We start from the raw sequence: 20,793 nt of genomic DNA on the forward strand, positions 1-20,793 counted from the left end.
CTCCTTCCCTCAGGACGCTGCCGCGCCCAGTCGCTCGCCCAGATAGCTGCCGTCCATGACGCGCTGGCACCAGGCTGGATTCTCAAGATACCAAGTCACCGTGCGACGCATCCCCGACTCGAAGGTCTCCCGAGGCTCCCAACCCAGCTCGCGCTTGAGCTTGGTTGCGTCGATGGCATAGCGTCGATCATGCCCCGGTCGATCGGGCACGAAGCTCTTGAGTTCGGTGTGGGGGCGATGCAAGGCGTCGGGCAGCAGCTCGTCAAGCAGGGCGCAGAGCGTATCCACGACCTCAAGGTTGGTCCGCTCGCTGTTGCCGCCGACGTTGTAGACCTCGCCCGGCGCGCCGGCTTCCAGCACCCGCCAGATGGCCCGGCAGTGATCCATGACGTAGAGCCAGTCGCGAATGTTGCCGCCGTCACCGTAAATCGGCAGCGGCTCGCCGCGCTGCGCCTTGAGGATCATCAGCGGGATCAGCTTCTCGGGGAACTGGTAAGGGCCGTAGTTGTTCGAGCAGTTCGTGGTGACCACCGGCAGACCGTAGGTATGAAACCAGGCACGCACCAGGTGATCCGATGCCGCCTTCGAGGCGGAGTACGGGGAGTTGGGGGCGTAGGCCGTGGTCTCTGTGAAGAGTCCGGTCGGACCGAGCGAGCCGTACACCTCATCGGTCGAGACATGCAGGAAGCGAAAGCGATCCCGCGCGCCGCCCGAGCGCTTTGCCCAATGCTCACGGGCGCAGTCGAGCAGGTTGAAGGTCCCGACCACATTGGTCTGAATGAACTCACCTGGCCCGTCGATCGAGCGGTCGACATGACTCTCGGCGGCGAAGTTGACGACGGCATCGACCTCATGCTCGGCGAGCAACTGGCTCACCAGCGCGCGGTCGGCGATGTCTCCCTGGACGAAGACATGACGCGGGTTGTCCCGCAGATCGGCCAGGGTGTCCAGGTTGCCGGCGTAGGTCAGGAGATCCAGGTTGACCACGCGGACATCGGCGGCGTCCAGGACGTAATGGACGAAGTTGCCGCCGATGAAGCCGGCGCCGCCAGTGACGAGTAAGGTGCGCATCGCGTCCTCGAGGATCCTTGTCTCAGAAGGGAATATCGTCGTCGAAATCGGCAGACCCGCCGAAGCCGCCCGACTGCGCCGGTGGAGCCTCATTGACGCCGCCGCTGGGCGCCGGACGCTGACCGCCGCCGCGGGACTGCGGAGCAGGTGCGTCATCGAAGGGCACTGAAGACCCCATGCCGCCGCCCTGGCGGCTGTCGAGCATCTGCATGGTGCCATTGATGTCGACGACCACTTCCGTGCTGTAGCGGTCCTGGCCGTCCTGGGTCTGCCACTTGCGCGTGCGCAGCTTGCCCTCGACGTAGATCTTGGAGCCCTTACGCAGGTACTGCTTGACGATCTCCGCGATCTTCCCGAAGAAGACGACGTTGTGCCACTCCGTGCGCTCCTGCTTCTCGCCGGTGTTGCGATCCTTCCAGGTCTCACTGGTCGCGATTCGGATATTGGCCACCGCATCGCCGCTCGGCATGTAACGCACTTCGGGATCGGCCCCGAGATTGCCGATCAGAATCACCTTGTTCACTCCCGCCATATCTTCCTCCCGCCCCACGCCATGCTGGGACGATCAATCGCTCACTGAAAAAACGCTAGCCGCGCCGCACTTCCTGTCAGGCATTGGCCGAAGAAAAGGTCTGCAATCTTGCCCAATCGAGCTGACGACTGTCCACTTTGAGGTAGGCCACGCCTTCATCGATCGCGATCACCGCCTCCTTGACGCCGGGCACCGCAAGCAGACGCTGCTCCAGCCCGTAGACGTCGCCCTCCGGCGCGTCCCCCAGGGAGAGCACATGCCGCGTCAGGTTCTCGGGGATGGTCATCGTCATCACGAGCCCAACCCAGACCGCGCAAGTCAAGGCCCCGACCAGATAGACCGCATCGGCGCCGAAACTCTCATGCGCCACGCCGCCCAGGAGTCCGCCCAGAAAGGCCCCGACGAACTGCGAGCTTGAGAACACGCCCATCGCGGTTCCCTTGGCGCCGGCCTTCGCGGCCTTGGAGACCAGCGAAGGCAGCACGGCCTCAAGCAGATTGAAGATCGTGAAGACGACGATGAGCAGGATCCCGACGCCCCACAGCGAACTGTTCAGCGCGAAGAAGCCCAGCATGGACAGACCCAGCACGAGCACCGACCCGGTGAGGACTTCCCGCACCTTGCCAAGGCGCTCCGCCATGATGATGAAAGGCACCATGGCGACGATGGCCAGCAGCACGGCCGGTAGATAGATGATCCAGTGATCGGCCAGCGGCAGCCCGGCATCCTGGATGGACAGCGGCAGCACCACGAAGAGGCTGACCATGGTCAGATGCAGCATGAAGATCGCCAGATCGAGCCGCAGCAGGGTCGGATTCCGCACCACGCCGGATAGCTGACTCATCACCGGCTGGGCATCGCGGTGGATCCGCGAGCGCTCGGGGTCCGGCACCACATAGGCCAGCACCAGCATGCCGATGACCGCCAGCAGCCCGGTCAGCCAGAAGATGCCCGAGATGCCGATCCAGCGGGACAGGGCCGGCCCGAGCACCAGTGCCGCGGCGAAGGAGAGCGCGACGCTGATGCCGATCGCGGCCATCCCTTTGGTGCGCACCTCGTCGCGCGTTAGATCGGCTGTCAAGGCGATGATGGCGGCCGCGATCGCCCCGCTGCCCTGCAGCACGCGACCGAGAATGACCCCCTGGATGCTGTCCGCCATGGCTGCGACGCAGCTCCCGAGCATGAAGAGCACCAGCCCGCCGTAGATGACCGGCTTGCGTCCAATGCGATCGGACAGGAGTCCAAGCGGAATCTGGAACAAGGCCTGCGTGAGTCCGTAAGCACCGATGGCCAGACCGACCAGAATGGGGGTCGATCCGGGCAAATTGTGCGCATAGATCGCAAGCACCGGAAGCACCATGAAGAGCCCGAGCATGCGCGTGGAGAAGATGACCGCGAGCCCGGCCGCGGCACGGCGCTCGCTCGGCAGCAGCGGAATGCGGGGAATCTCTGGCTGGGGTCTGTCTGTCTGTGTCACGGCCAACGGCCTTTGCGTCTTGAAGGCGAAGCTTCGCATAATAGCAGCTTGGCCCGAGCGGCAGCAGCGCCCACTCTTCTCGCGACCTTCGCCAAGGCTGTTCCGCATCCATTCTCAGGCCGTCGCCTCCAGCCCCGCAGACCCCGGCAGCATCATGGACACCATCCGCATCCGCGGCGCACGCACGCACAACCTCAAGGGCGTCGATCTCGATCTGCCGCGCAACCGGCTCATCGTCTTCACCGGCCTGTCCGGCTCCGGCAAATCCTCGCTCGCCTTCGACACCATCTATGCCGAGGGGCAGCGCCGCTACGTCGAGTCGCTCTCCGCCTATGCGCGGCAGTTCCTCGCGATCATGGAGAAGCCGGACGTCGATCACATCGAGGGACTCTCGCCGGCCATCTCCATCGAGCAGAAGACCACCTCGCACAACCCGCGCTCGACGGTCGGGACCATCACGGAGATCTACGACCACCTGCGCCTGCTCTTCGCGCGCGCCGGTCAACCCCGCTGCCCGACCCACGGGGAGCCTCTGGAGGCCCAGACCATCAGCCAGATGGTCGATCAGGTGCTGAGTCAGCCGGAGGGCGAGAAGCTGATGCTGCTCGCGCCCGTGGTTTCGGCGCGCAAGGGCGAGTATCAGCGTCTGCTCGGCGAACTGCACGCCCAGGGATTCATCCGCGCCCGCATCGACGGGCAGCTGTGCGAGCTGGACGCCCCGCCCGAGCTGGACCTCAAGAAGAAGCACGACATCGAGGTCATCATCGACCGCTTTCGCGTCCGCCCGGACCTGAGCCTGCGCCTGGCGGAGTCCTTCGAGACGGCCCTCAACCTCTCCGACGGCATCGCCCGGGTGGGCTGGATCGACGCCCCGGAGCGGCCCGAGCTGACCTTTTCCGCGCGGTTTGCCTGTCCGGTCTGCGGCTACAGCATCCCCGAGCTGGAGCCGCGCCTCTTTTCCTTCAACAACCCGGCCGGTGCCTGCCCAAGCTGCGACGGTCTGGGCGTCGAGCCGTTCTTCGACCCGGCCAAGGTGGTCGTGCATCCGGCGCTGAGCCTGGCCGCTGGCGCCGTGCGCGGCTGGGACCGGCGCAACGCCTACTATTTCCAGGTGATCCGCGCCCTCGGCGAGCACTATGGCTTCGACGTCGAGACCGCCTGGGTCGCGCTGCCCGAGGACATCCAGTCGGTCATCCTGTACGGCAGCGGCAAGGAGAAGCTCAAGCTGAAGCTGCCCCACGAGAAGGGCAGCGCCAAGGTCCGTCCCTTCGAGGGCATCATCCGCAACATGGAGCGGCGCTACCGCGAGACCGAGTCCGGCACGGTGCGCGAAGAGCTGGCGCGCTACCTCTCCCATCAGCCCTGTCCCGGCTGTCTGGGTTCGCGCCTGAACGAGGCCGCGCGCCATGTCTTCGTCGGGGAGATCGATCTGCCCGCGGTCTCGCGCATGCCGGTCGGCGAATCGCTGCGCTATTTCGAGCGGCTGGAGCTGCCGGGCACGCGCGGCGAGATCGCCGCCAAGGTCACCAAGGAGATCGCGGCCCGGCTGCGCTTCCTGGTCGACGTCGGGCTGGACTACCTGACGCTGGAGCGCAGCGCCGAGACCCTTTCCGGCGGCGAGGCCCAGCGCATTCGGCTCGCGAGCCAGATCGGCGCCGGCCTGGTCGGCGTCATGTACATCCTGGACGAGCCATCGATCGGCCTGCATCAGCGCGACAACGCCCGCCTGCTCAAGACGCTCACCCACCTGCGCGACATCGGCAACACCGTGATCGTGGTCGAGCACGACGAGGAGGCCATCCGCGCCGCCGATCTGGTGGTGGATGTCGGCCCCGGGGCCGGGGTCCATGGCGGCGAGATCGTCGCGCGGGGCAGCGCCGAGGAGATCGCCGGCAACGCCGCGTCGCTCACCGGACGCTACCTCTCGGGGGATCTGCGCATCGAGATCCCGCTGGAGCGCACGCCCGTGGATGCCGAGCGCCAGCTCCGCGTGCTAGGCGCCCGCGGCAACAACCTGCGCGGGGTCGATGTCAGCATCCCGGTCGGGACCTTCTGCTGCGTCACCGGGGTCTCGGGCTCCGGCAAGTCGACGCTCATCAATGACACCCTCTATCCGGTCGCCGCACGTCACCTCAATGGGGCCAGTTTGCGCCCGGCTCCGCATGGAAGCGTCGAGGGACTGGAGCACTTCGACAAGGTCGTCGACATCGACCAGAGCCCCATCGGCCGCACGCCCCGCTCCAACCCGGCGACCTATACCGGGCTCTTCAACCTGGTGCGCGACCTCTTTGCGGCCGTGCCCGAGGCGCGCTCGCGCGGCTACACCTCCGGGCGTTTCAGCTTCAACGTCAAGGGTGGGCGCTGCGAGGCCTGCAAGGGGGATGGACTCATCCGGGTCGAGATGCACTTCCTGCCGGACATCTACGTTCAGTGCGACACCTGCAAGGGCCGGCGCTACAACCGGGAGACGCTGGAGATCCGCTACAAGGGCAAGACCATCGATGAGGTCCTCAACCTGACCGTGGAGGACGCCCTCGACGTCCTGGCGGCCGTCCCCGCGATCAAGCGCAAGCTGCAAACACTGGCCGATGTTGGGCTCGCCTACGTCAGGCTCGGCCAGAGCGCCACCACCCTCTCCGGCGGCGAGGCCCAGCGGGTCAAGCTCAGCCGCGAGCTGAGCAAGCGCGACACCGGCCGCACCCTCTACATCCTGGACGAGCCGACGACCGGGCTGCATTTTCACGACGTCAAGCACTTGCTCGAGGTGCTGCACCGGCTGCGCGATCAGGGCAACACCGTCGTCGTCATCGAGCACAATCTCGATGTGATCAAGACCGCCGACTGGGTCATCGACTTGGGGCCGGAGGGCGGCGACAAGGGCGGCGAGATCCTCGTGACGGGCACCCCTGAGACGGTCGCCGCGCATCAGCGGTCGCAGACGGGGGCCTTTCTCGCCCCCTTGCTCGCGCGGCGTCGCTGAGAACCTTGGTATCAGCGCCCGCCTGAGCGTCGGTCGGGGCTTCATTGAGGGCGACACATGAGCGCATCATGATACCCTGTCACCGAGAGGGGGGACGCGCCAAGTGGCGAGGTAACCCAGGGCCGAGGTTGGTCCCCAATCCTCGGTTCAAGGTTTTTCGCGGGCCTTACTGACAACAGACCTTGTCTAATCCTCCATTATTAGGCACACTACCGGCGCTGCAGTGTTTACTTGTCGTGTTCCGGTCGTTCCTCCCTCTCAGCAGTGCGTGGCAGATCCTTCCGTAATCTATCGAGTTATCTGCATCAATATACATCCCAATTCAATTCCGAGGTAACCGGTATGGCGACAGGTACAGTTAAGTGGTTCAGTGACGAAAAAGGCTTCGGCTTTATCGCTCCGTCCGACGGCTCCAAGGACGTTTTCGTCCATCACAGCGCCGTCCAAGGCAGCGGCTTCAAGTCGCTGGCCGAGGGGCAAACCGTCACTTTTGACGTTGAGCAAGGCCCGAAAGGCCCGAGTGCGACGAACGTCGTACCTCAGTAAAGCAAGTCGCCAGGTGCTCGTCACCTGGCCAGAAAGCCCCGCCCCATGGCGGGGCTTTCGCGTTTCTGGCCCGCCGAATTCGAGCGGTCCGCCCTTTCCCGATCCCTTGCGCGGAATCCAATTTTGATCTCCACAGCCAACATCACCATGCAGTTCGGCGGCAAGCCGTTGTTCGAGAACGTCTCCGTGAAGCTCGGCGGCGGCAATTGCTACGGTCTGATCGGTGCCAATGGCTCTGGGAAATCGACCTTGATGAAGATCCTGGGCGGCGATCTGGAGCCCAGCGCGGGCAACGTCTCGGTCGAGCCCGGCAAGCGGCTTGGCAAGCTGCGCCAGGACCAGTTCGCCTACGAGAGCCATAGCGTGCTGGATACCGTCATCATGGGCCACGATGAACTCTGGCGGGTCAAGCAGGAGCGCGACCGGATCTACGCACTGCCTGAGATGAGCGAGGCCGACGGCATGGAGGTCGCGCACCTGGAGGTGCAGTTCGCCGAACTGGATGGCTACACCGCCGAGTCACGCGCGAGCGAGCTGCTGCTGGGTCTGGCCATTCCGCTGGAGCAGCACGACGGCCCCATGAGTGCGGTCGCGCCTGGCTGGAAGCTGCGCGTGCTGCTCGCCCAGGCGCTGTTCGCCGACCCGGACATCCTCTTGCTCGACGAGCCCACCAACAACCTGGACATCCACACCATCCAGTGGTTGGAGGAGGTGCTGATCGCGCGCAACAGCACCATGATCATCATCTCCCACGATCGGCACTTCCTGAACAGCGTCTGCACCCACATGGCCGATCTGGACTACGGCGAACTGCGCATCTACCCCGGCAACTATGACGAGTACATGACGGCTTCCAGCCAGGCGCGCATGCGCCAGTATGCCGACAACGCCAAGAAGAAGGCCCAGCTCGCGGAGCTGCAGACCTTCGTGAGCCGCTTCTCCGCCAACGCCTCGAAGTCCAAGCAAGCCACCTCCCGCAAGCGCCAGATGGAGAAGATCGTGCTGGAGGACATCAAGCCTTCCAGTCGGGTCAATCCCTTCATTCGCTTCGGCCAGGACAAGAAACTCTATCGCTTGGCGCTGGAGGTGACTGACCTGGCCAAGGGATACGGCGCAACGCCCCTCTTCAGCGGTCTCGACCTGAGTGTCGAGGTCGGCGAACGGGTCGCCATCATCGGCCCCAACGGCATCGGCAAGACCACACTGCTGCGCTGCCTGGCGGGTGACTTGGCGCCAGACAGGGGTACGGTCAAATGGTCGGAGAACAGCAACCTGGGCTATTTCGCCCAGGATCACGCCGCGGACTTCGCCGAAGACACCACGCTCTTCGATTGGATGGACCAGTGGAAGCGTCCTGGCGACGACGAGCAGGTCATCCGCGCCACCCTGGGGCGGTTGCTGTTCTCCCAGGATGAGATCAAGAAACCGGTGAACGTCATCTCCGGTGGCGAGCAAGGCCGCATGCTGTTCGGCAAGCTGATGCTGCGCAAGCCCAATATCCTGCTGATGGACGAGCCCACCAATCATCTGGACATGGAATCCATCGAGTCGCTCAACACGGCGCTGGAAGACTACCCGGGAACCTTGATCTTCGTCAGTCACGACCGGGAGTTCGTCTCTTCGCTGGCGACCCGCATCATCGAGCTGACCCCGCGGGGCGTGGTCGACTTCCGCGGCGACTACGAGGAGTATCTGCGCAGCGACGCCGTGGCGGCCTAGGGCGCGTAATCGGCGGCGACTATCAGTGATGCGTGCCGGTCAGCGACTGGTAGGTTGGGCCGACGTTAGGAGGCCCAGCATGCGCCCTGACACGGCTCCGAGCTGAGATGACGGGCACTCCGTCGATCGCCAGTGCTCAGAGGGGAGTTAATCGCGCGGGCTTTTCTCCCATCCTTGTCCGCCGCGGCGAGGCGTCCCTTCCTCGGGGCGACGACCTTAGGCGATTTCCGGGAAACAACAGCCCCGCGGTTCCGATCCCGTAGGATGGGCAAAGCCCTGGCGATGGGCTGCTTTCGGAGTGCCGAGGGTCGCGGGGCGTGCCCATCATCCCAGCTCTGCGTCTTGCAAGATGGGCACGTCCGTCTGGCGTCGAGGCTGGGCTCGATCTCAGAGCACGGACTTTGCCCATCCTACCGATCCGGATCTATTTGGGTTTTTCGAGCCTGTCGCCCATGAGCCGCCGCACGACGACGAAGAAGACCGGGACGAAGAGCACGCCGAGCAGGGTCGCGCCCACCATGCCTCCCATGACGCCGGTGTCGATGGCATGTCGGCTGTTGGCGCCGGCCCCGGTGGAGATCGCCAACGGGGTGACGCCCAGGATGAAGGCGATGGAGGTCATGAGGATGGGGCGAAAGCGCAGCCGACAGGCCTCCATGGTGGACTCCAGCACGCCGCGGCCGGCCTGGTGCATGGTGTTGGCGAACTCGATGATGAGGATGGCGTTCTTGGCGGACAGGCCGATGACCGCGATCAGACCCACCTTGAAATAGACGTCATTCTCCAGTCCGCGCAGCCAGGTGAAGCTGAGCGCGCCCAGCGCCCCGAGCGGGACCACCAGCATGACGGCGGCGGGCACCGACCAACTCTCATAGAGCGCGGCCAGCGCCAGGAAGACCACCAAGAGCGAGAGCCCGAAGAGGATGGGGGCCTGCTGGCCGGAGATGATCTCCTGTAGCGAGGATCCCGACCACTCGTAGCCGATACCCTGCGCCAGGTCCGTCTGGACGATCGCCGCCATCGCCTGGCCGGAGCTGTAGCCCGGCGCGGCGCTGCCGTTGATCTGGATGGCGCCGTAGCCGTTGTAGTGATCGATCGCCGGCGGTGCCGTGGTCCAAGTCCGCGCTCACCACGCTGCTCAGGGGAACCATGTCGTCGAGCCCGCCGTTGCTGCTGGGAATGTAGTAGCGCTCCAGATCCTCCGGGCGGCTGCGATAGGCCGCGTCCGCCTGCAGCAGCACCTTGAGCATCAGCCCCTCATAGTTGAAGTCATTGGCGTAGACCGGTGCCAACATCAGTTGGATGGCGCTGTAGATGTCGCTCAGCGCGAGCCCCATGGACTGGGCCTGGATGAAGAGGTTCGGCGGTCTATGCTCCGGCTTGAGGATGGTCGCGCACAGCACCGGGGTGAAGCTCAGCGCCATGAGCGCCGAGATGCCCATCGAGATGACGATGGTCAGCGCGAACTGTCTGCTTGGCACTGACATGGGCGACGTGATGCTTGGCGCCTGCCCGAGAGCCTCATCGGGTTTCAATCACTCGGCCACAGCCAGGCCGCGCCCCGAACGCCCGAGGCATCGCCATGACGCGCCGGCAGGAGGCGTGTCACCCGTTGGTCCGAGAAGATGTGCTCGCCCCAGTGCTCAGGCACGCTGGTATAGAGGCGCTGGAGCTTCGACAAGCCGCCACCGAGAACGATGACCTCCGGATCGATGAGATTGATGACCACGGCGAGGGCGCGCGCCAGTCTGCGCTCGTAGCGCCGCAGGCTCGCCTCGCAGTCGGGATCTCCCGCCGCGGCCTGGTGCGCGATGGTCGCGGCGTCGAGCGAGGTTCGATGCCGTCGGCTGTGGTCCAGTGCCAGGCCCGGGCCTGAGAGGTAGGTCTCGATGCAACCGGAGCGGCCACAGTAGCAGGTCGGCAGGGGCTGGTCGTCGGCGTCCGGGAGGGGGAGGGGCGAGTGACCCCATTCTCCGGCGATGGCGTTGGCTCCGATCAACAACTCACCCTTGACCACCAGCCCGCCACCGACTCCAGTCCCCAGGATTACCGCAAACAGGGTGGCGGCGCCCGCGCCCGCGCCATCCGCCGCCTCCGAGACGGCCAGGCAATTGGCGTCGTTCGCGAGACGGATGGGTCGATCGAGGCACGCCTCGAGATCCTGGCGCAGCGGGCGATCGTTGAGGCAGTTCGAATTGGCATTGCGAATGCGTCCGGTGCTCGGGGAGACCGAGCCTGGGATGCCGATCCCGACCTGGGCGCGCTCGCCCAGTGCCCGCTCGGCCTCGTCGACCATGGCGCGGATCCTCTCGACGATTGCCGCATAGTCGCCCTGGGGTGTCGGCTCCCGTCGACGCCAGCGCTCCTGTCCGTCGGGCGCGAGGGCAACGAGTTCGATCTTCGTGCCGCCAAGGTCGATTCCGATACGGATCATGTGATACCTCCTGAACAAGGCCGAGGCCCAATGCGCGTGGACCTGCCGCGGGCGACCGGGGTCGTGCATTCCAGATCCTGATCATCGGCGTAATCGCGAACGCCGTCACGGCTTGCGCGCCGCTGTCTCCGTACCATTTCTGCGGATTCTTCGGCGTGGCGCCGTGGCCGTAGACGTTGCGCTCCTGTTCCTGATGACGGCGTTGCCGCCGGCTCGGCGTCCTGGGCGGCTCGACTGCGGATCGGAAGACCTCGGGCGTCTTTCCCGATCGGCTGGCCTTGGCGTCGGGCAATTGCGAGCTGGTTGGCATACGGCTGCCGCGCCTATCCCTAAACTGGAAACGTGGAAGGCTCTGGATAGCATGATTGGCGTCATGATCGATTAGCGAGACCACGCGGGTACAGCACTCCGTGCCCGTTCCAGAGCAGCGTCAGCGCTCATTGCAAGGGTTCGTTCATCGAATACTCGACCATGGCCGATAATCACATCTCCAATGTCGTCCCTTTCGGGGGTAGAGAGAGCAATTTGACTACGGCGATGCACGAGGATGCCGTTTCCATACTCGCTGTGTGCCGGGATCGGTTGATCGACGGCGTCAGCGCCGTCTTTACCCGGCATGTGGGACATGCGAACGACGAGCTCCTCGCCATGGCGGATCGTGCTGGCAATCTGGAGCAGCAGCACATCTGCTTTGCCGCAACCCAGTTTCTCTCCAACCGCGCCCCTCAGCTGCTGCAGCAACTGCGCGCGGGCTATGTCGCCAGCTTCGAGACGGTCCTCAAGCGTTCCAACGCGGACCAGAGCCAGCCTGTCGAGCTACCGAATGAGCTGAGCCTGGTCGACGACGAGGAATTCGAGCAGGATCTGACCATCACCAAGCTCACCTCTCGCGCGGCCTTCAACTGCTCCCAGCAGCTGGTCGCGCTCGATCGGCGTTTGGCGGTCCTGTTGAAGGTCCAACGTCTCGCGCAGGACGAGAATCCGCTGCATCCAGGTGTGATCTACAAGGCCGTGCTGCAGACGCTGACGCAGATGGGCGCCGACCGTCATCTCGCCCTGGTCTTGCTCCAGTCCTTCGAGAGCCATACGGCCCCCGAGCTGCCGCGCATCTACGCCGAGGTCAACCGCTATCTGGCCGAGTCCGGGATCCTGCCGACGATCTCCCTCAAGACACCTCTGGAGCAGGCCGCTCAGGGCCGCGGGGGTGATGGCGGCTTGAGTTTCTCGGGGGGCTACGCGAACGGCGCTCAGGGTGGGCTCTCGCCCTTCGGGCAGGTCGCCGGGCCTGGCCAAGCACAAGCCCCGCAGCAGGATGTCTTCAGCCAGCTGTTGCAAGCGATGCAGTCGATGAGTCGGGGGGGCGGCGGGGGCGGCAATCCGGGTTGGCTGCCCGCGGCCACGGCAATGGCGCCTCAGCGCGATGGGGGGGCGCCGCAATCCTTCAGTAGCGCACAGTTGGTCGCCGCGCTCGGGAATCTCCAGCGTGGGCCTGTCGATCCCGCTCAGATGCCTGGCTTGGGCTCGGCGAGGATCGATCCCTACAGCGGTGGTGCCTTGCAGCAGATCCGCTCGACGCCCATGGCGAACTGGTCGCATCCCATGGACGCCATGACCATGGACATCGTGTCCATGCTCTTCGATGCCATGTTCGACGACCCGGATCTGCCCGCGAGTGTGCGCGCGGAGATCGCCAAGCTGCAAATTCCGGTGCTCAAGGTCGCGCTGCTCGACAAGACCTTCTTCTCCGAGCGCAAGCATCCGGCGCGCCGGATGTTGGATGCCATCGCCCATTCGGGGATTGGGCGCAGCGCCCAGGACGAACAACGCTTGGTCGAGAAGATCCACACGGTGGTCGACCATGTGGTCAAGGGTTTCGACTCCGACATCCAAGTCTTCGATGCCCAGGTGGCCGAACTCGTGGGTTTTCTCAAGGATGAAGAGACGCTCGCGCAGTCGCGGGCCACCGACATGGTGAGCGAGCTGGAGTCGCGCGAACGCAAGGAGGTTGCGCCGAGTCGCGCCGGTGCCGAAATCGAGCTACGCATCAACCGGCGCACTGTGCCGACCCTGATCGCGGACTTCCTGGATCGGCATTGGCGTCTGATGCTGGTGGACGCCTTTGCCCGATCTGGCGAAAGGGGCGAGGACTGGAAGACCTCGCTGCGTCTGATGGACGAGCTGATCTGGAGCGTGGCGCCCAAGGCCAGCGGCCAGGAGCGCGACCGGCTGGTGGTGATGCTGCCAGCGATGTTGAAAGGGCTCCGGGAGGGGCTTCAGCGGGTCGGGATCCAGGGTGTCTGGGATGGCTTCTTCAGCCAACTCATCCAGCTTCATGTCTCAGCCTTGCGCAAAGTCGCGCCATCCGGGCTCTATCCCCAAGACCCGCATAGTCCGCTGGACGCCCAGCCAGCGCGCCATCACAGCGAGCCAGCTGGCCCGCGTGAGGCGCCAGCGGCGACTGTCGAGACTGTTCGCGCGGCGCAGCACGAGCGGAACGAGAATTCACCGACGCCGACGTCCGACCAGTCGGAACCTCCCGACGATCAATACCTGGATCTGGTGCGGAAGCTGGAGGTTGGCGCCTGGCTCGAGTTCCAGAGCGAGCGGGGCACCCGCAACACCCTGCGTCTGAACTGGGTCAGCGAATTCAGGCGCGTCTTTCTCTTCACCAACCGCCAGGGCGAGAATGCCATGACCCTGGCCGCCACCAGTCTGGCTGAGCATCTCCGCAAGGGCACGGCCCGTCTGTTGAGTCAGAATCCGCTCACCGATCGCGCCGTTGCCCAGGTGTTGGAGAAGGTTATGCCAGCCTCTGCTGAGTCAGGCGCTGGATCTCGTCCGCGAGGCTATGCCTGGGAGTGAACCCCAGGGTCCGGTGGAGCTTGTCGGACGAGAACCAGGCATCCCCCGCCAATTTGCGCAGTGCCCCGATCGTCAGCGGCATGCGCCGCCTCGCCAAACCCTCGGCGACCGATCCTCCGGCCGCCGCCACGGCCAAGACCCACAGCGGCAAGGTCCAGCGCGGGATCGGCCGATTCAAACCCCTTAGGATCTGCTCGTACATCCAGCGCGTGGAATAGGTTTGACCGTCCGTGACATGGTAGATCTCGGTCTCGCTGCGTTCGCTCGCGGCGATGAGGATCGCCGCCGCAACCACGTCCTCGACATGGATGGCCGAGCGGCGATTGTCGATGCGCGGCCACGGCGGGAAGCGTTTCGCCGCGACGGCGGCGACCATGCGCGCGATGTTCCCCTTGTCGCCGAGCCCGTAGACCATGGGCAGGCGCATGACGCTGGTCTTGATGCCGGAGGCCGGCCCCAGCTCCAGCAGATGGCGCTCGGCGGTGAGCTTGGCCTGGCCGTAGAGCGTATTCGGCATGGGCACGGCGCTTTCCTCGGCGGGCCGCCCGAGGGTGCCCGCCTGGTCGCCCATCGACTTGATGGAGCTGATGTAGACCAGCCGCTTGAGGCGCGAGGCGCTCAGTTGCGCCATGAGATTGGCGGTGCCGACGGCGGTGACTTCCCAATGGCCGCGCGCATTGTAGATATTCGGCTCGTTCGGTTGGGGGGCGTAGCTCGCGAGGTGGAAGAGCGTATCGATCCCCTCGAACGCCGATTTGAGGCTGGCCGAATTCGCCAGGTCGGCCTGCCGCAGCGCAACGCTGTCTGGCGGCCAGAGCTGGCGCGCAGCCTCCGGCGTGCGGGTCAGTACGGTGACCCTATGGCCCTTTGCCAGCAGTGTGGACACCAGGACACGTCCGACTTGACCGGTCGCGCCTGTCACCAGCACCGAACCCAACGGCTCTTCTCTCAACGAGCTCATCCTGACCTCCTCGATCTGTGCCGAACGGCGAGCATTGTGGCTTTGAGCATTGTGGCTTTGAGCAGGAAGTGGAGCCAGATGCCGCCGATCACCAGTCTGCTGAAGAGCCGCGGATAACCCGCGTATTGAAACTTGCGGAAGAAGCGTTCCATGCCGCGGTGCTTGTGGCGCTCGACGGCAATGGGCGCGGACCGACTGCAGGCCCCCTTGTGGTGGATGACGCTCACCTGCGGGACGAGCGCGATCGTCCAGCCGGCCGCGCGGAAGCGGACGAACCAGTCGAGGTCCTCGCAGTGCAGGAAATAGCCTTCGTCGAGCGGGCCGACGGCTTCGAGCGCGCTGCGGCGCACCAGCATGAAGGAGCCGGAGATGGCCTCGACATCGACGGGTTGGTCTGGCAGGGGCTCGCTGGCGCGATCGAGCCGACGACCGCTCTGGCCGCGCGCCAGCCGATCCAGGCGCAGGATGCGTTTGAGGGCGATCCAGGGATCCGGGATGGAGCGGCGACAGGCGACCTGCTCCGTGCCGTCCGGGTCGAGGACGAGGCAACCGGCCATGCCGACGTCCGGGCGGCTCTCCATGAAGTCCGCCATCGCGGCCAGGGTACCTGGCGAGACCAGGCAGTCCGGATTCAGGAAGAGCAGCAGCTCTGCCCGGGTCAGCGGTATCGCCCTGTTGTTGGCCTTGGCGAAGCCGAGGTTGGCCGCGTTTTCAAGAATGGTCAGGCGCGGGTCCGTGCCCCAGTCACGCCGAAGTCCGTCCAGGCTGGCGTCGCTTGAGCCGTTGTCGCTGACGACCACCTCGACAGGAAGGGTGGAGCCGAGCACGGCGCCGATGCAAGCGCTCAGGAGCGCGCCGGCGTTGTAGTTCACCACCACGACCGAGACCCTGGGAGCGGTCATCGCCGCGGGCGCTTGGCTCATGTGTCGGCGTCCAATCCGAGCGCTTCGCGCACGGCCCGCTCAGCGGCCTGGAAGCTGAAGTGCGTCTGCATGACCGCCAGCCCACCCTCGGAGAGCCGCTGCCAGAGCGACGCGTCGGCATAGAGCCGAATGACGGCGTCGGCGAGCCCCTGGGCGTCGTCGGCGATGAGCGCGGACTCGCCGTCGGTCAGATGCATGCCCTCGACGGCGACGGTGGTGGCGACCACCGGCAGGCCGTGCGCCAGACTCTGGTTGATCTTGCCCTTGACGCCGGCACCGTAGCGCAGGGGCGCGACCGAGATCCTGCAGCCGTCGAAGTAGGGTTTCACGTCCGGGACATAGCCCAGGATGGCGACGTCTGGCGCGGCGCAGGCGAGCACTTCGCCGGGCGGGTCCGCGCCGATGACCTTGAGCACGATGTCCAGGCCGCGTGCGCGGATCAGCGGCATGACCTCCTGGCAGAAGAAAAGGACGGCATCCCGGTTGGGCGGGTGGGCGAAGGCGCCGATGAAGAGCAGGTCGTGGCGCTCGCCCGCGGGTCGGGCCGAGCCGAAGATCTGGTGGATGTTGGAGACCACGCGGACCGCGACGTCCGGCGCCTCCGCCGCCAAGAGCGCGCGCTCGGATTCGCTCACGACCAGGGTCAGGTCCGCCTGGTGCATGAGGTCGAACTCCTGGCGCCGGCGGGCCTCGGCCACCAGGCGGGTCGCGCGGTCGCCGCGCAGCTCGGCGAGCCGTCGCTCGCGCAGGAAATGCAGATCGACGGTATCGAAGAGGATGCGCGCCTTGCCGCAGTGGCGGTGCGCGGCGGAGATGACCTGTGCCGCGGCATCCGCGCGGCTGAGGATGACCAGATCGTAGAACTTGCCGCACGTCGCGAGATGGCGCGGGATGGAGCGGACATAGGGTCGGCAGAGGACCTCGATGCCCTGGCGCTGGAGGTCCGCGACGTAGGGCTGGGGCGCCTCCAGGTTGGCGGCGGCGAAGGTCACCTTGTAGCCGAGCCCCTGCAGGATGCGAAAGAGGTTGAGCATCCGCAGCGATCCGGATTCCCGATCCGGGGTGATCATGTAGTTGTCGACGACCAGGGCGCGCTGCCGCGTCTGGCGGTCCTTGACCCCTTCGAGATCCTGTCCGCGCTGGCCGAAGTGGGCCAACTCCGCTTGCCAGCGCTGCCGAAAGGTCTCGGCGTGGATGGCCTGATAGCGCTTGAGTCCGGTTGCGGCCCGCTCGTCGCGCCCGGCCGACACGCCCTCGAAGTGCACCACGACGGAGAGCGGTTGGTAGTAGACCTGGTAGCCGGCCCGACGTACGCGGAAGGCCAGGTCCGTATCCTCATAGTAGGCGGGCGCGAAGGCCGGGTCGAAGCCGCCGAGCTGGCGGAAGAGGCGGGTGTGGATCGCGAGCGCGGCGCCCGAGCAATAGTCGACCGCGCGGCGGTAGCTGTACTCGGGCTTGTTGGGGTCGTCCAGGTGGCCGTAGTTCCAGGCCGAACCGTCGCTGAAGAGGATGCCGCCGGCCTCCTGTTGACGCCCGTCGGGGTAGATGAGCCGGCTCCCCACGATGCCCGCGTCAGGCGCCTCCTCGAAGGTCGCCAGCAGGGCGTCCAGCCAGCCGGCCTGGACCTGGGTGTCGTTGTTCAGGAAGACGAGCAGGTCGCCGCGCGCCTCTTCGGCGCCGCGGTTGCAGGAGCCGACGAAGCCGAGGTTGTGCGCGTTGCGGATGACCTGCACGCCGGGGTAGCGACGCAGCCGCTCCGAAGTGCCGTCGCCCGAGCAGTCATCGACCACGATGACCTCGAAGTCGACGCCCGCGCCGGCCTGCGCCAGGGCGCACAGACAATGATGCGTATAGGCGAACTGGTCGTGCACCGGGATGACGATCGAGACGCGCGGCGTCCCGGTCCCGGGGAGGATGGGCGGCACGAAGGGCTCCGCGAGCCGCAGGAGCGTCGGCGGGCCTGCGATGACCAGCGGCGTGGTGCGCAGTCGTCGCTTGAGCTTGCGCGCGAGCACGCCCGCGCCCTCGGTGCGCAGGACGTGCAGAACCCTGGGGAGATAGCGGAAGGCGATCTCGACGAGGCTCGCGCCTTGCGTGCGTGCGATCGCCATTCAGCCCAATCCGTCGCGTGGCTGGGGCCGGCTCGCGCGCCGTTCGAAGGGGTGTCTGCGGCGACTCACCAGCTGAGAGCCGCCTCGGCGAGCGATTGCAGCATGGCGGCGACCTTCGTCATGGCGGGGCTGCCCGCGCGCTCCTCGGGCGGGATCTCGCGATGCGCCACATAGGTGACGCCCGGCGCGTCCGCGCGCTGGTAGACGCTGATGATGAAGGGGCAGTTGACGATGCGGGCCGGGTTCTCGTTGGTCATCTCGCGCGCGAGAACGGCGCTGCAGAGCTCGATCGAGCGCGCCTGCGTGTAGGTGCGGCCTTCGAGCCCAAGGTCCTTCCCGGTGCGCTCCAGCATGCCGCCGATGTCCATGACGCTGTTGATGTAGAGACCGCGTTCCTCGATCGCGGACCGAAGGCCGAAGAATACGTCCTCGAAGGACGCTTCGCTGCGGTAGGTGACATAGCCGCTGTCATCCGCGGCCGCCGATGACAGGATCCCGCCGATGAGCGCTAACATCAGCAAGGGGCGCGTGTAGCTCGCCATGGGTGTGGACCTCCAGGTGATGAGGCGGGGAATCTTAGCAAGGAGAAGGATGCCTGGTTGATGCATCGAGGCGCGTCTGGCGGTTGCGGCGAGGTGCGCCGGGGCTTCGGCCGATTCATGGCTCGCAGCGGGTTTTCGGCGGATTCGTGGTCTGATCCGTCTGGCCGAGCGGCTGGCACGAACAGCTCCGCGGGTGGGGCCGTCTGGCGCGCGTGGGGCGCTATGGCCCTGGCATGGTCCCTCGATCCGGCTGACGAGGAGCCTGTTGGGGGCAGGCTCCGGGCCGGGATGCGCGTGCGGATCCCGGCCCTCTAGAGACAGTCGGTCTGGCCGTCCTCAATACTGATTCATGGGGCGGAAGGCAGGGGCCGAGGGCCAGTCGTTCGCGGGAGGCCGTTGTGGGCTCTGCTGCTTGGCTTCCAATTCCTCGATTCGTCGCTTCAGCGCCTCGACCTCGGTGGTGCCGCTGGGAGCTGACTGCTGGGGTGCCGCGGGTGCCGCCATGGGCGCGCCGTAAGCGGGCGTGCCGTAGCCGCCAGGGGTCGCGCCGAAGCCCGGCATCCCATAGGGCATGCCGTAGGGCGCGCCATAGGCACCCGGGTAACCGTAGCCGCCATAGGGACTTCCGTAGGGGCCGCCGCCGTAGGGTCCACCCATGTAGGGCTCGTCATAGCGATCGTCATAGCGATCGTTGTTGTTGTTCCCCATCCAGCGGCTGGGATTCATCATGTTCCCGAAGTTGAATGCCTGGCTCACCGGTGCATAGACCGCAAGGGTGGTTGCCGCTGTCAACGTCAACAGAGAAAGGGCTTTGTAGGGCTTCAAAGACACTGCCGCGAATCCTCCAGATCTGGTTTCGTTGTCATCAAGACGCTGTTTTAGCCGCTGGGTGGCGTCTTGTCTACGCGCCTTCCAGCAACCGTTCGCACCGCTCAGCCATGGCTGTGCGCGTGATGGTGACCATGCTGGCCGTGGTGATGGTGCTCATGTGTCCCCTGAGTGGATGCGGCGTGCTGGCGCTCGCCATCCTTCTGGATGTTGGGGCGAATGGTTCGGCCGAGCTCCAGACGGGCACGCTGGGCGTGCAGCTCGTCGCGCAGCCATTGGATCCAGGGCGAGAGGTCGCCATCGGGTCGTGTCGACAGGATCTCGAAGGGGGCCGCGCTGGCCAGATTGCGCAGATAGCCCTCGGCCCGCTCTGGCTGGAACTCCGGCATGTGCGGCAGCAGATCGGCCTTGGTGCAGAGCACCAGGTCGGCGGCGCGGAACATGACCGGATACTTCGCCGGCTTGTCGTCGCCCTCGGGCACGGACAGCAGTGTCACGTTGCGGTGCTGGCCGAGGTCGAAGCTGGCGGGACACACCAGATTGCCGACGTTCTCGATGAAGAGGATATCGACCCCGCTCAGATCCAGGCGATGCAGGGCGTCGTGAACCATGTGGGCGTCGAGGTGGCAGGCGCTGCCGGTGGCGATCTGGATGGCGGGCACGCCCTTGGCGCGGATGCGCTCGGCGTCGTTCTCGGTCTCGAGGTCGCCCTCGATCACGGCGATGCCGAGTTCCTGGCCGAGCGCCTCGATGGTCGCCTCCAGCAGGCTGGTCTTGCCGGCGCCGGGCGAGGACATGAGGTTGAGGGCCAGCACGCCGCGGCGATCGAAGTGCTCACGGTTGTGCGCGGCCTGATGGTCGTTCTCGGAGAGGAGAGCCTGCAGGACGGTCACGGCGGCGCGACCGTCTTCGGTCTTGGCGTGCTTTCCGTCAGCGCGGACCAGATGCTCGTTACCAGGTGTGATATTGCAGCCGCAGCTGTCGCACATGATGACATCTCCCAGCGAAAACGCCAGTGTACGCCATCGCCTCGCACAGGGTTAGCATTTCCGTCATCTGGCTGGCGCGCGCTCGGCCACCGGCGGCTGCCCCAACGCCTTGTTCCGCGGTGATTTACGAGGGCCTTGCCGGCATCTGGCGTGCGACTCGCCGGCGGGCCATTGCGCCTGGAAAGGACCATGGTCGCGCGCACTGGCCGCCACATTCGGCGTGAGGGTTCAGTCGTCCGGGATCGTCAGCTCCAGGTTGGCGAGCAGCAGCTCGTCGCCGCTGATCAGGCGGGTCTTGAAGCTGCCGCAGGCGCCGCACAGCAGCCGATTCGGCGTGGCATCCGTCTCGGCGTCGCAGTCGCTGCAGCGCACCCGAACCCCGGATGGCTCGATGACCAGCTCGGCCGCCTCAGCGAGCGTGCCTGCCGCGGCCAGGGGATAGGCGTGCTGGAGCAGCATGGGCTCGACGCCCGCGAGGGGGCCGACTCGCAGCAGGATGCGATCCACGCGGGTCGCCCCGTGGTCGCGGGCGATCTGCTCGACCTGGTCCAGCAATGCTTGGCAGAGTGAGAGTTCATGCATCAGGCAGGCTCCGTGCGATGCGGGAAGCGGCGCTCAAGCATCGGCCGCTCCAGCTCGGCCGCGATGAGTGTGCGCCGATAGTGCGCCAGCGGGGCGCGGGGCTCGAAGTGGACATCGCTCGAAAACTCCTCTGTGGTGTCGCCGCGCTCGGCTTCGAAGAGACGTTAGCCGGCGGACGCGCTCGGGTCCAGCTCAACGATGACCTTGACGATGAGCGCGGCGTGATAGGCAGTCAT

16 protein-coding genes and 1 pseudogene are annotated in these 20,793 nt (G+C 65.9%); 4 read left to right on the forward strand and 13 right to left on the reverse strand.

What is annotated here, in order from left to right; all coding sequences use genetic code 11:
• Positions 1–9: 9 nt before the first annotated feature.
• The 3 genes from rfbB to CKO23_RS09490 form a co-directional block, all read right to left on the reverse strand.
• Positions 10–1,071 carry a dTDP-glucose 4,6-dehydratase gene (gene rfbB, locus CKO23_RS09480; RefSeq protein ID WP_200330391.1) on the reverse strand — a complete coding sequence of 354 codons (1,062 nt, stop codon included), beginning with the start codon at positions 1,069–1,071 and terminating at the stop codon, positions 10–12.
• Between the two features lie 22 nt (positions 1,072–1,093).
• Entirely contained in the window at positions 1,094–1,603 is a 510-nt protein-coding gene (gene ssb / locus CKO23_RS09485; RefSeq protein WP_200330393.1) for a single-stranded DNA-binding protein, read from the reverse strand.
• A gap of 76 nt (positions 1,604–1,679) precedes the next feature.
• Positions 1,680–3,119 (reverse strand): MFS transporter, encoded by a 1,440-nt coding sequence (locus CKO23_RS09490; protein WP_200330395.1) that lies wholly within the window; start codon positions 3,117–3,119, stop codon positions 1,680–1,682.
• Positions 3,120–3,234: 115 nt separating this feature from the next.
• Here CKO23_RS09490 and uvrA point away from each other — a divergent pair, with 115 nt between their 5' ends.
• The 3 genes from uvrA (at position 3,235) to CKO23_RS09505 (ending at position 8,325) form a co-directional block, all read left to right on the forward strand.
• The gene (gene uvrA, locus CKO23_RS09495; protein WP_200330397.1) at positions 3,235–6,060 is read left to right on the forward strand and encodes an excinuclease ABC subunit UvrA; all 2,826 of its coding nucleotides are present in this window, start codon (positions 3,235–3,237) and stop codon (positions 6,058–6,060) included.
• A gap of 342 nt (positions 6,061–6,402) precedes the next feature.
• A complete protein-coding gene (locus CKO23_RS09500) occupies positions 6,403–6,606 on the forward strand; it encodes a cold-shock protein (RefSeq protein WP_200330399.1) in 204 nt (67 codons plus the stop codon).
• 123 nt (positions 6,607–6,729) lie between these two features.
• The gene (locus CKO23_RS09505; RefSeq protein ID WP_200330401.1) at positions 6,730–8,325 is read left to right on the forward strand and encodes an ABC-F family ATPase; all 1,596 of its coding nucleotides are present in this window, start codon (positions 6,730–6,732) and stop codon (positions 8,323–8,325) included.
• 424 nt (positions 8,326–8,749) lie between these two features.
• On the opposite strand, the gene CKO23_RS09510 is transcribed toward CKO23_RS09505, so the two are convergent.
• The 3 genes and pseudogenes from CKO23_RS09510 to CKO23_RS09520 form a co-directional block, all read right to left on the reverse strand.
• On the reverse strand, positions 8,750–9,421 hold the full coding sequence (locus tag CKO23_RS09510) for an efflux RND transporter permease subunit (RefSeq protein WP_346014594.1): 672 nt from the start codon (positions 9,419–9,421) through the stop codon (positions 8,750–8,752).
• Positions 9,422–9,491: 70 nt separating this feature from the next.
• A pseudogene (locus CKO23_RS25555) lies at positions 9,492–9,812 on the reverse strand (efflux RND transporter permease subunit); the annotation flags it as partial.
• Between the two features lie 44 nt (positions 9,813–9,856).
• Positions 9,857–10,759, reverse strand: coding sequence for an ROK family protein (locus CKO23_RS09520; protein ID WP_200330403.1), 903 nt, complete (start codon positions 10,757–10,759; stop codon positions 9,857–9,859).
• A 525-nt stretch (positions 10,760–11,284) separates the two neighbouring features.
• Here CKO23_RS09520 and CKO23_RS09525 point away from each other — a divergent pair.
• On the forward strand, positions 11,285–13,621 hold the full coding sequence (locus CKO23_RS09525) for a DUF1631 domain-containing protein (RefSeq protein WP_242482327.1): 2,337 nt from the start codon (positions 11,285–11,287) through the stop codon (positions 13,619–13,621).
• Here CKO23_RS09525 and CKO23_RS09530 read toward each other — a convergent pair.
• The 7 genes from CKO23_RS09530 to CKO23_RS09560 form a co-directional block, all read right to left on the reverse strand.
• Positions 13,560–14,582, reverse strand: coding sequence for an NAD-dependent epimerase/dehydratase family protein (locus tag CKO23_RS09530; protein WP_200330407.1), 1,023 nt, complete (start codon positions 14,580–14,582; stop codon positions 13,560–13,562). The two genes, CKO23_RS09525 and CKO23_RS09530, sit on opposite strands and share 62 nt — an antisense overlap.
• Positions 14,579–15,505: a glycosyltransferase family 2 protein gene (locus tag CKO23_RS09535; RefSeq protein WP_242482328.1), complete on the reverse strand. Its 927-nt coding sequence runs from the start codon at positions 15,503–15,505 to the stop codon at positions 14,579–14,581. Before CKO23_RS09535 ends, CKO23_RS09530 begins: the two co-directional genes overlap by 4 nt.
• Complete coding sequence (locus CKO23_RS09540; RefSeq protein WP_200330409.1) at positions 15,502–17,616, reverse strand: glycosyltransferase; 2,115 nt, start codon at positions 17,614–17,616, stop codon at positions 15,502–15,504. The genes CKO23_RS09535 and CKO23_RS09540 overlap by 4 nt, the downstream gene beginning before the upstream one ends.
• A gap of 65 nt (positions 17,617–17,681) precedes the next feature.
• Entirely contained in the window at positions 17,682–18,158 is a 477-nt protein-coding gene (locus CKO23_RS09545; RefSeq protein WP_200330411.1) for a DUF302 domain-containing protein, read from the reverse strand.
• A 336-nt stretch (positions 18,159–18,494) separates the two neighbouring features.
• Positions 18,495–18,989, reverse strand: coding sequence for a hypothetical protein (locus tag CKO23_RS09550; protein ID WP_200330413.1), 495 nt, complete (start codon positions 18,987–18,989; stop codon positions 18,495–18,497).
• A 101-nt stretch (positions 18,990–19,090) separates the two neighbouring features.
• On the reverse strand, positions 19,091–19,975 hold the full coding sequence (gene hypB, locus CKO23_RS09555; RefSeq protein WP_200330415.1) for a hydrogenase nickel incorporation protein HypB: 885 nt from the start codon (positions 19,973–19,975) through the stop codon (positions 19,091–19,093).
• A gap of 228 nt (positions 19,976–20,203) precedes the next feature.
• Positions 20,204–20,557, reverse strand: a complete 354-nt coding sequence (locus CKO23_RS09560) for a hydrogenase maturation nickel metallochaperone HypA/HybF (protein ID WP_200330417.1) — start codon at positions 20,555–20,557, stop codon at positions 20,204–20,206.
• Positions 20,558–20,793: the final 236 nt, after the last annotated feature.

Source organism: Thiocystis violacea, from assembly GCF_016583565.1.
Taxonomy (GTDB): Bacteria; Pseudomonadota; Gammaproteobacteria; order Chromatiales; family Chromatiaceae; genus Thiorhodococcus; species Thiorhodococcus violaceus_A.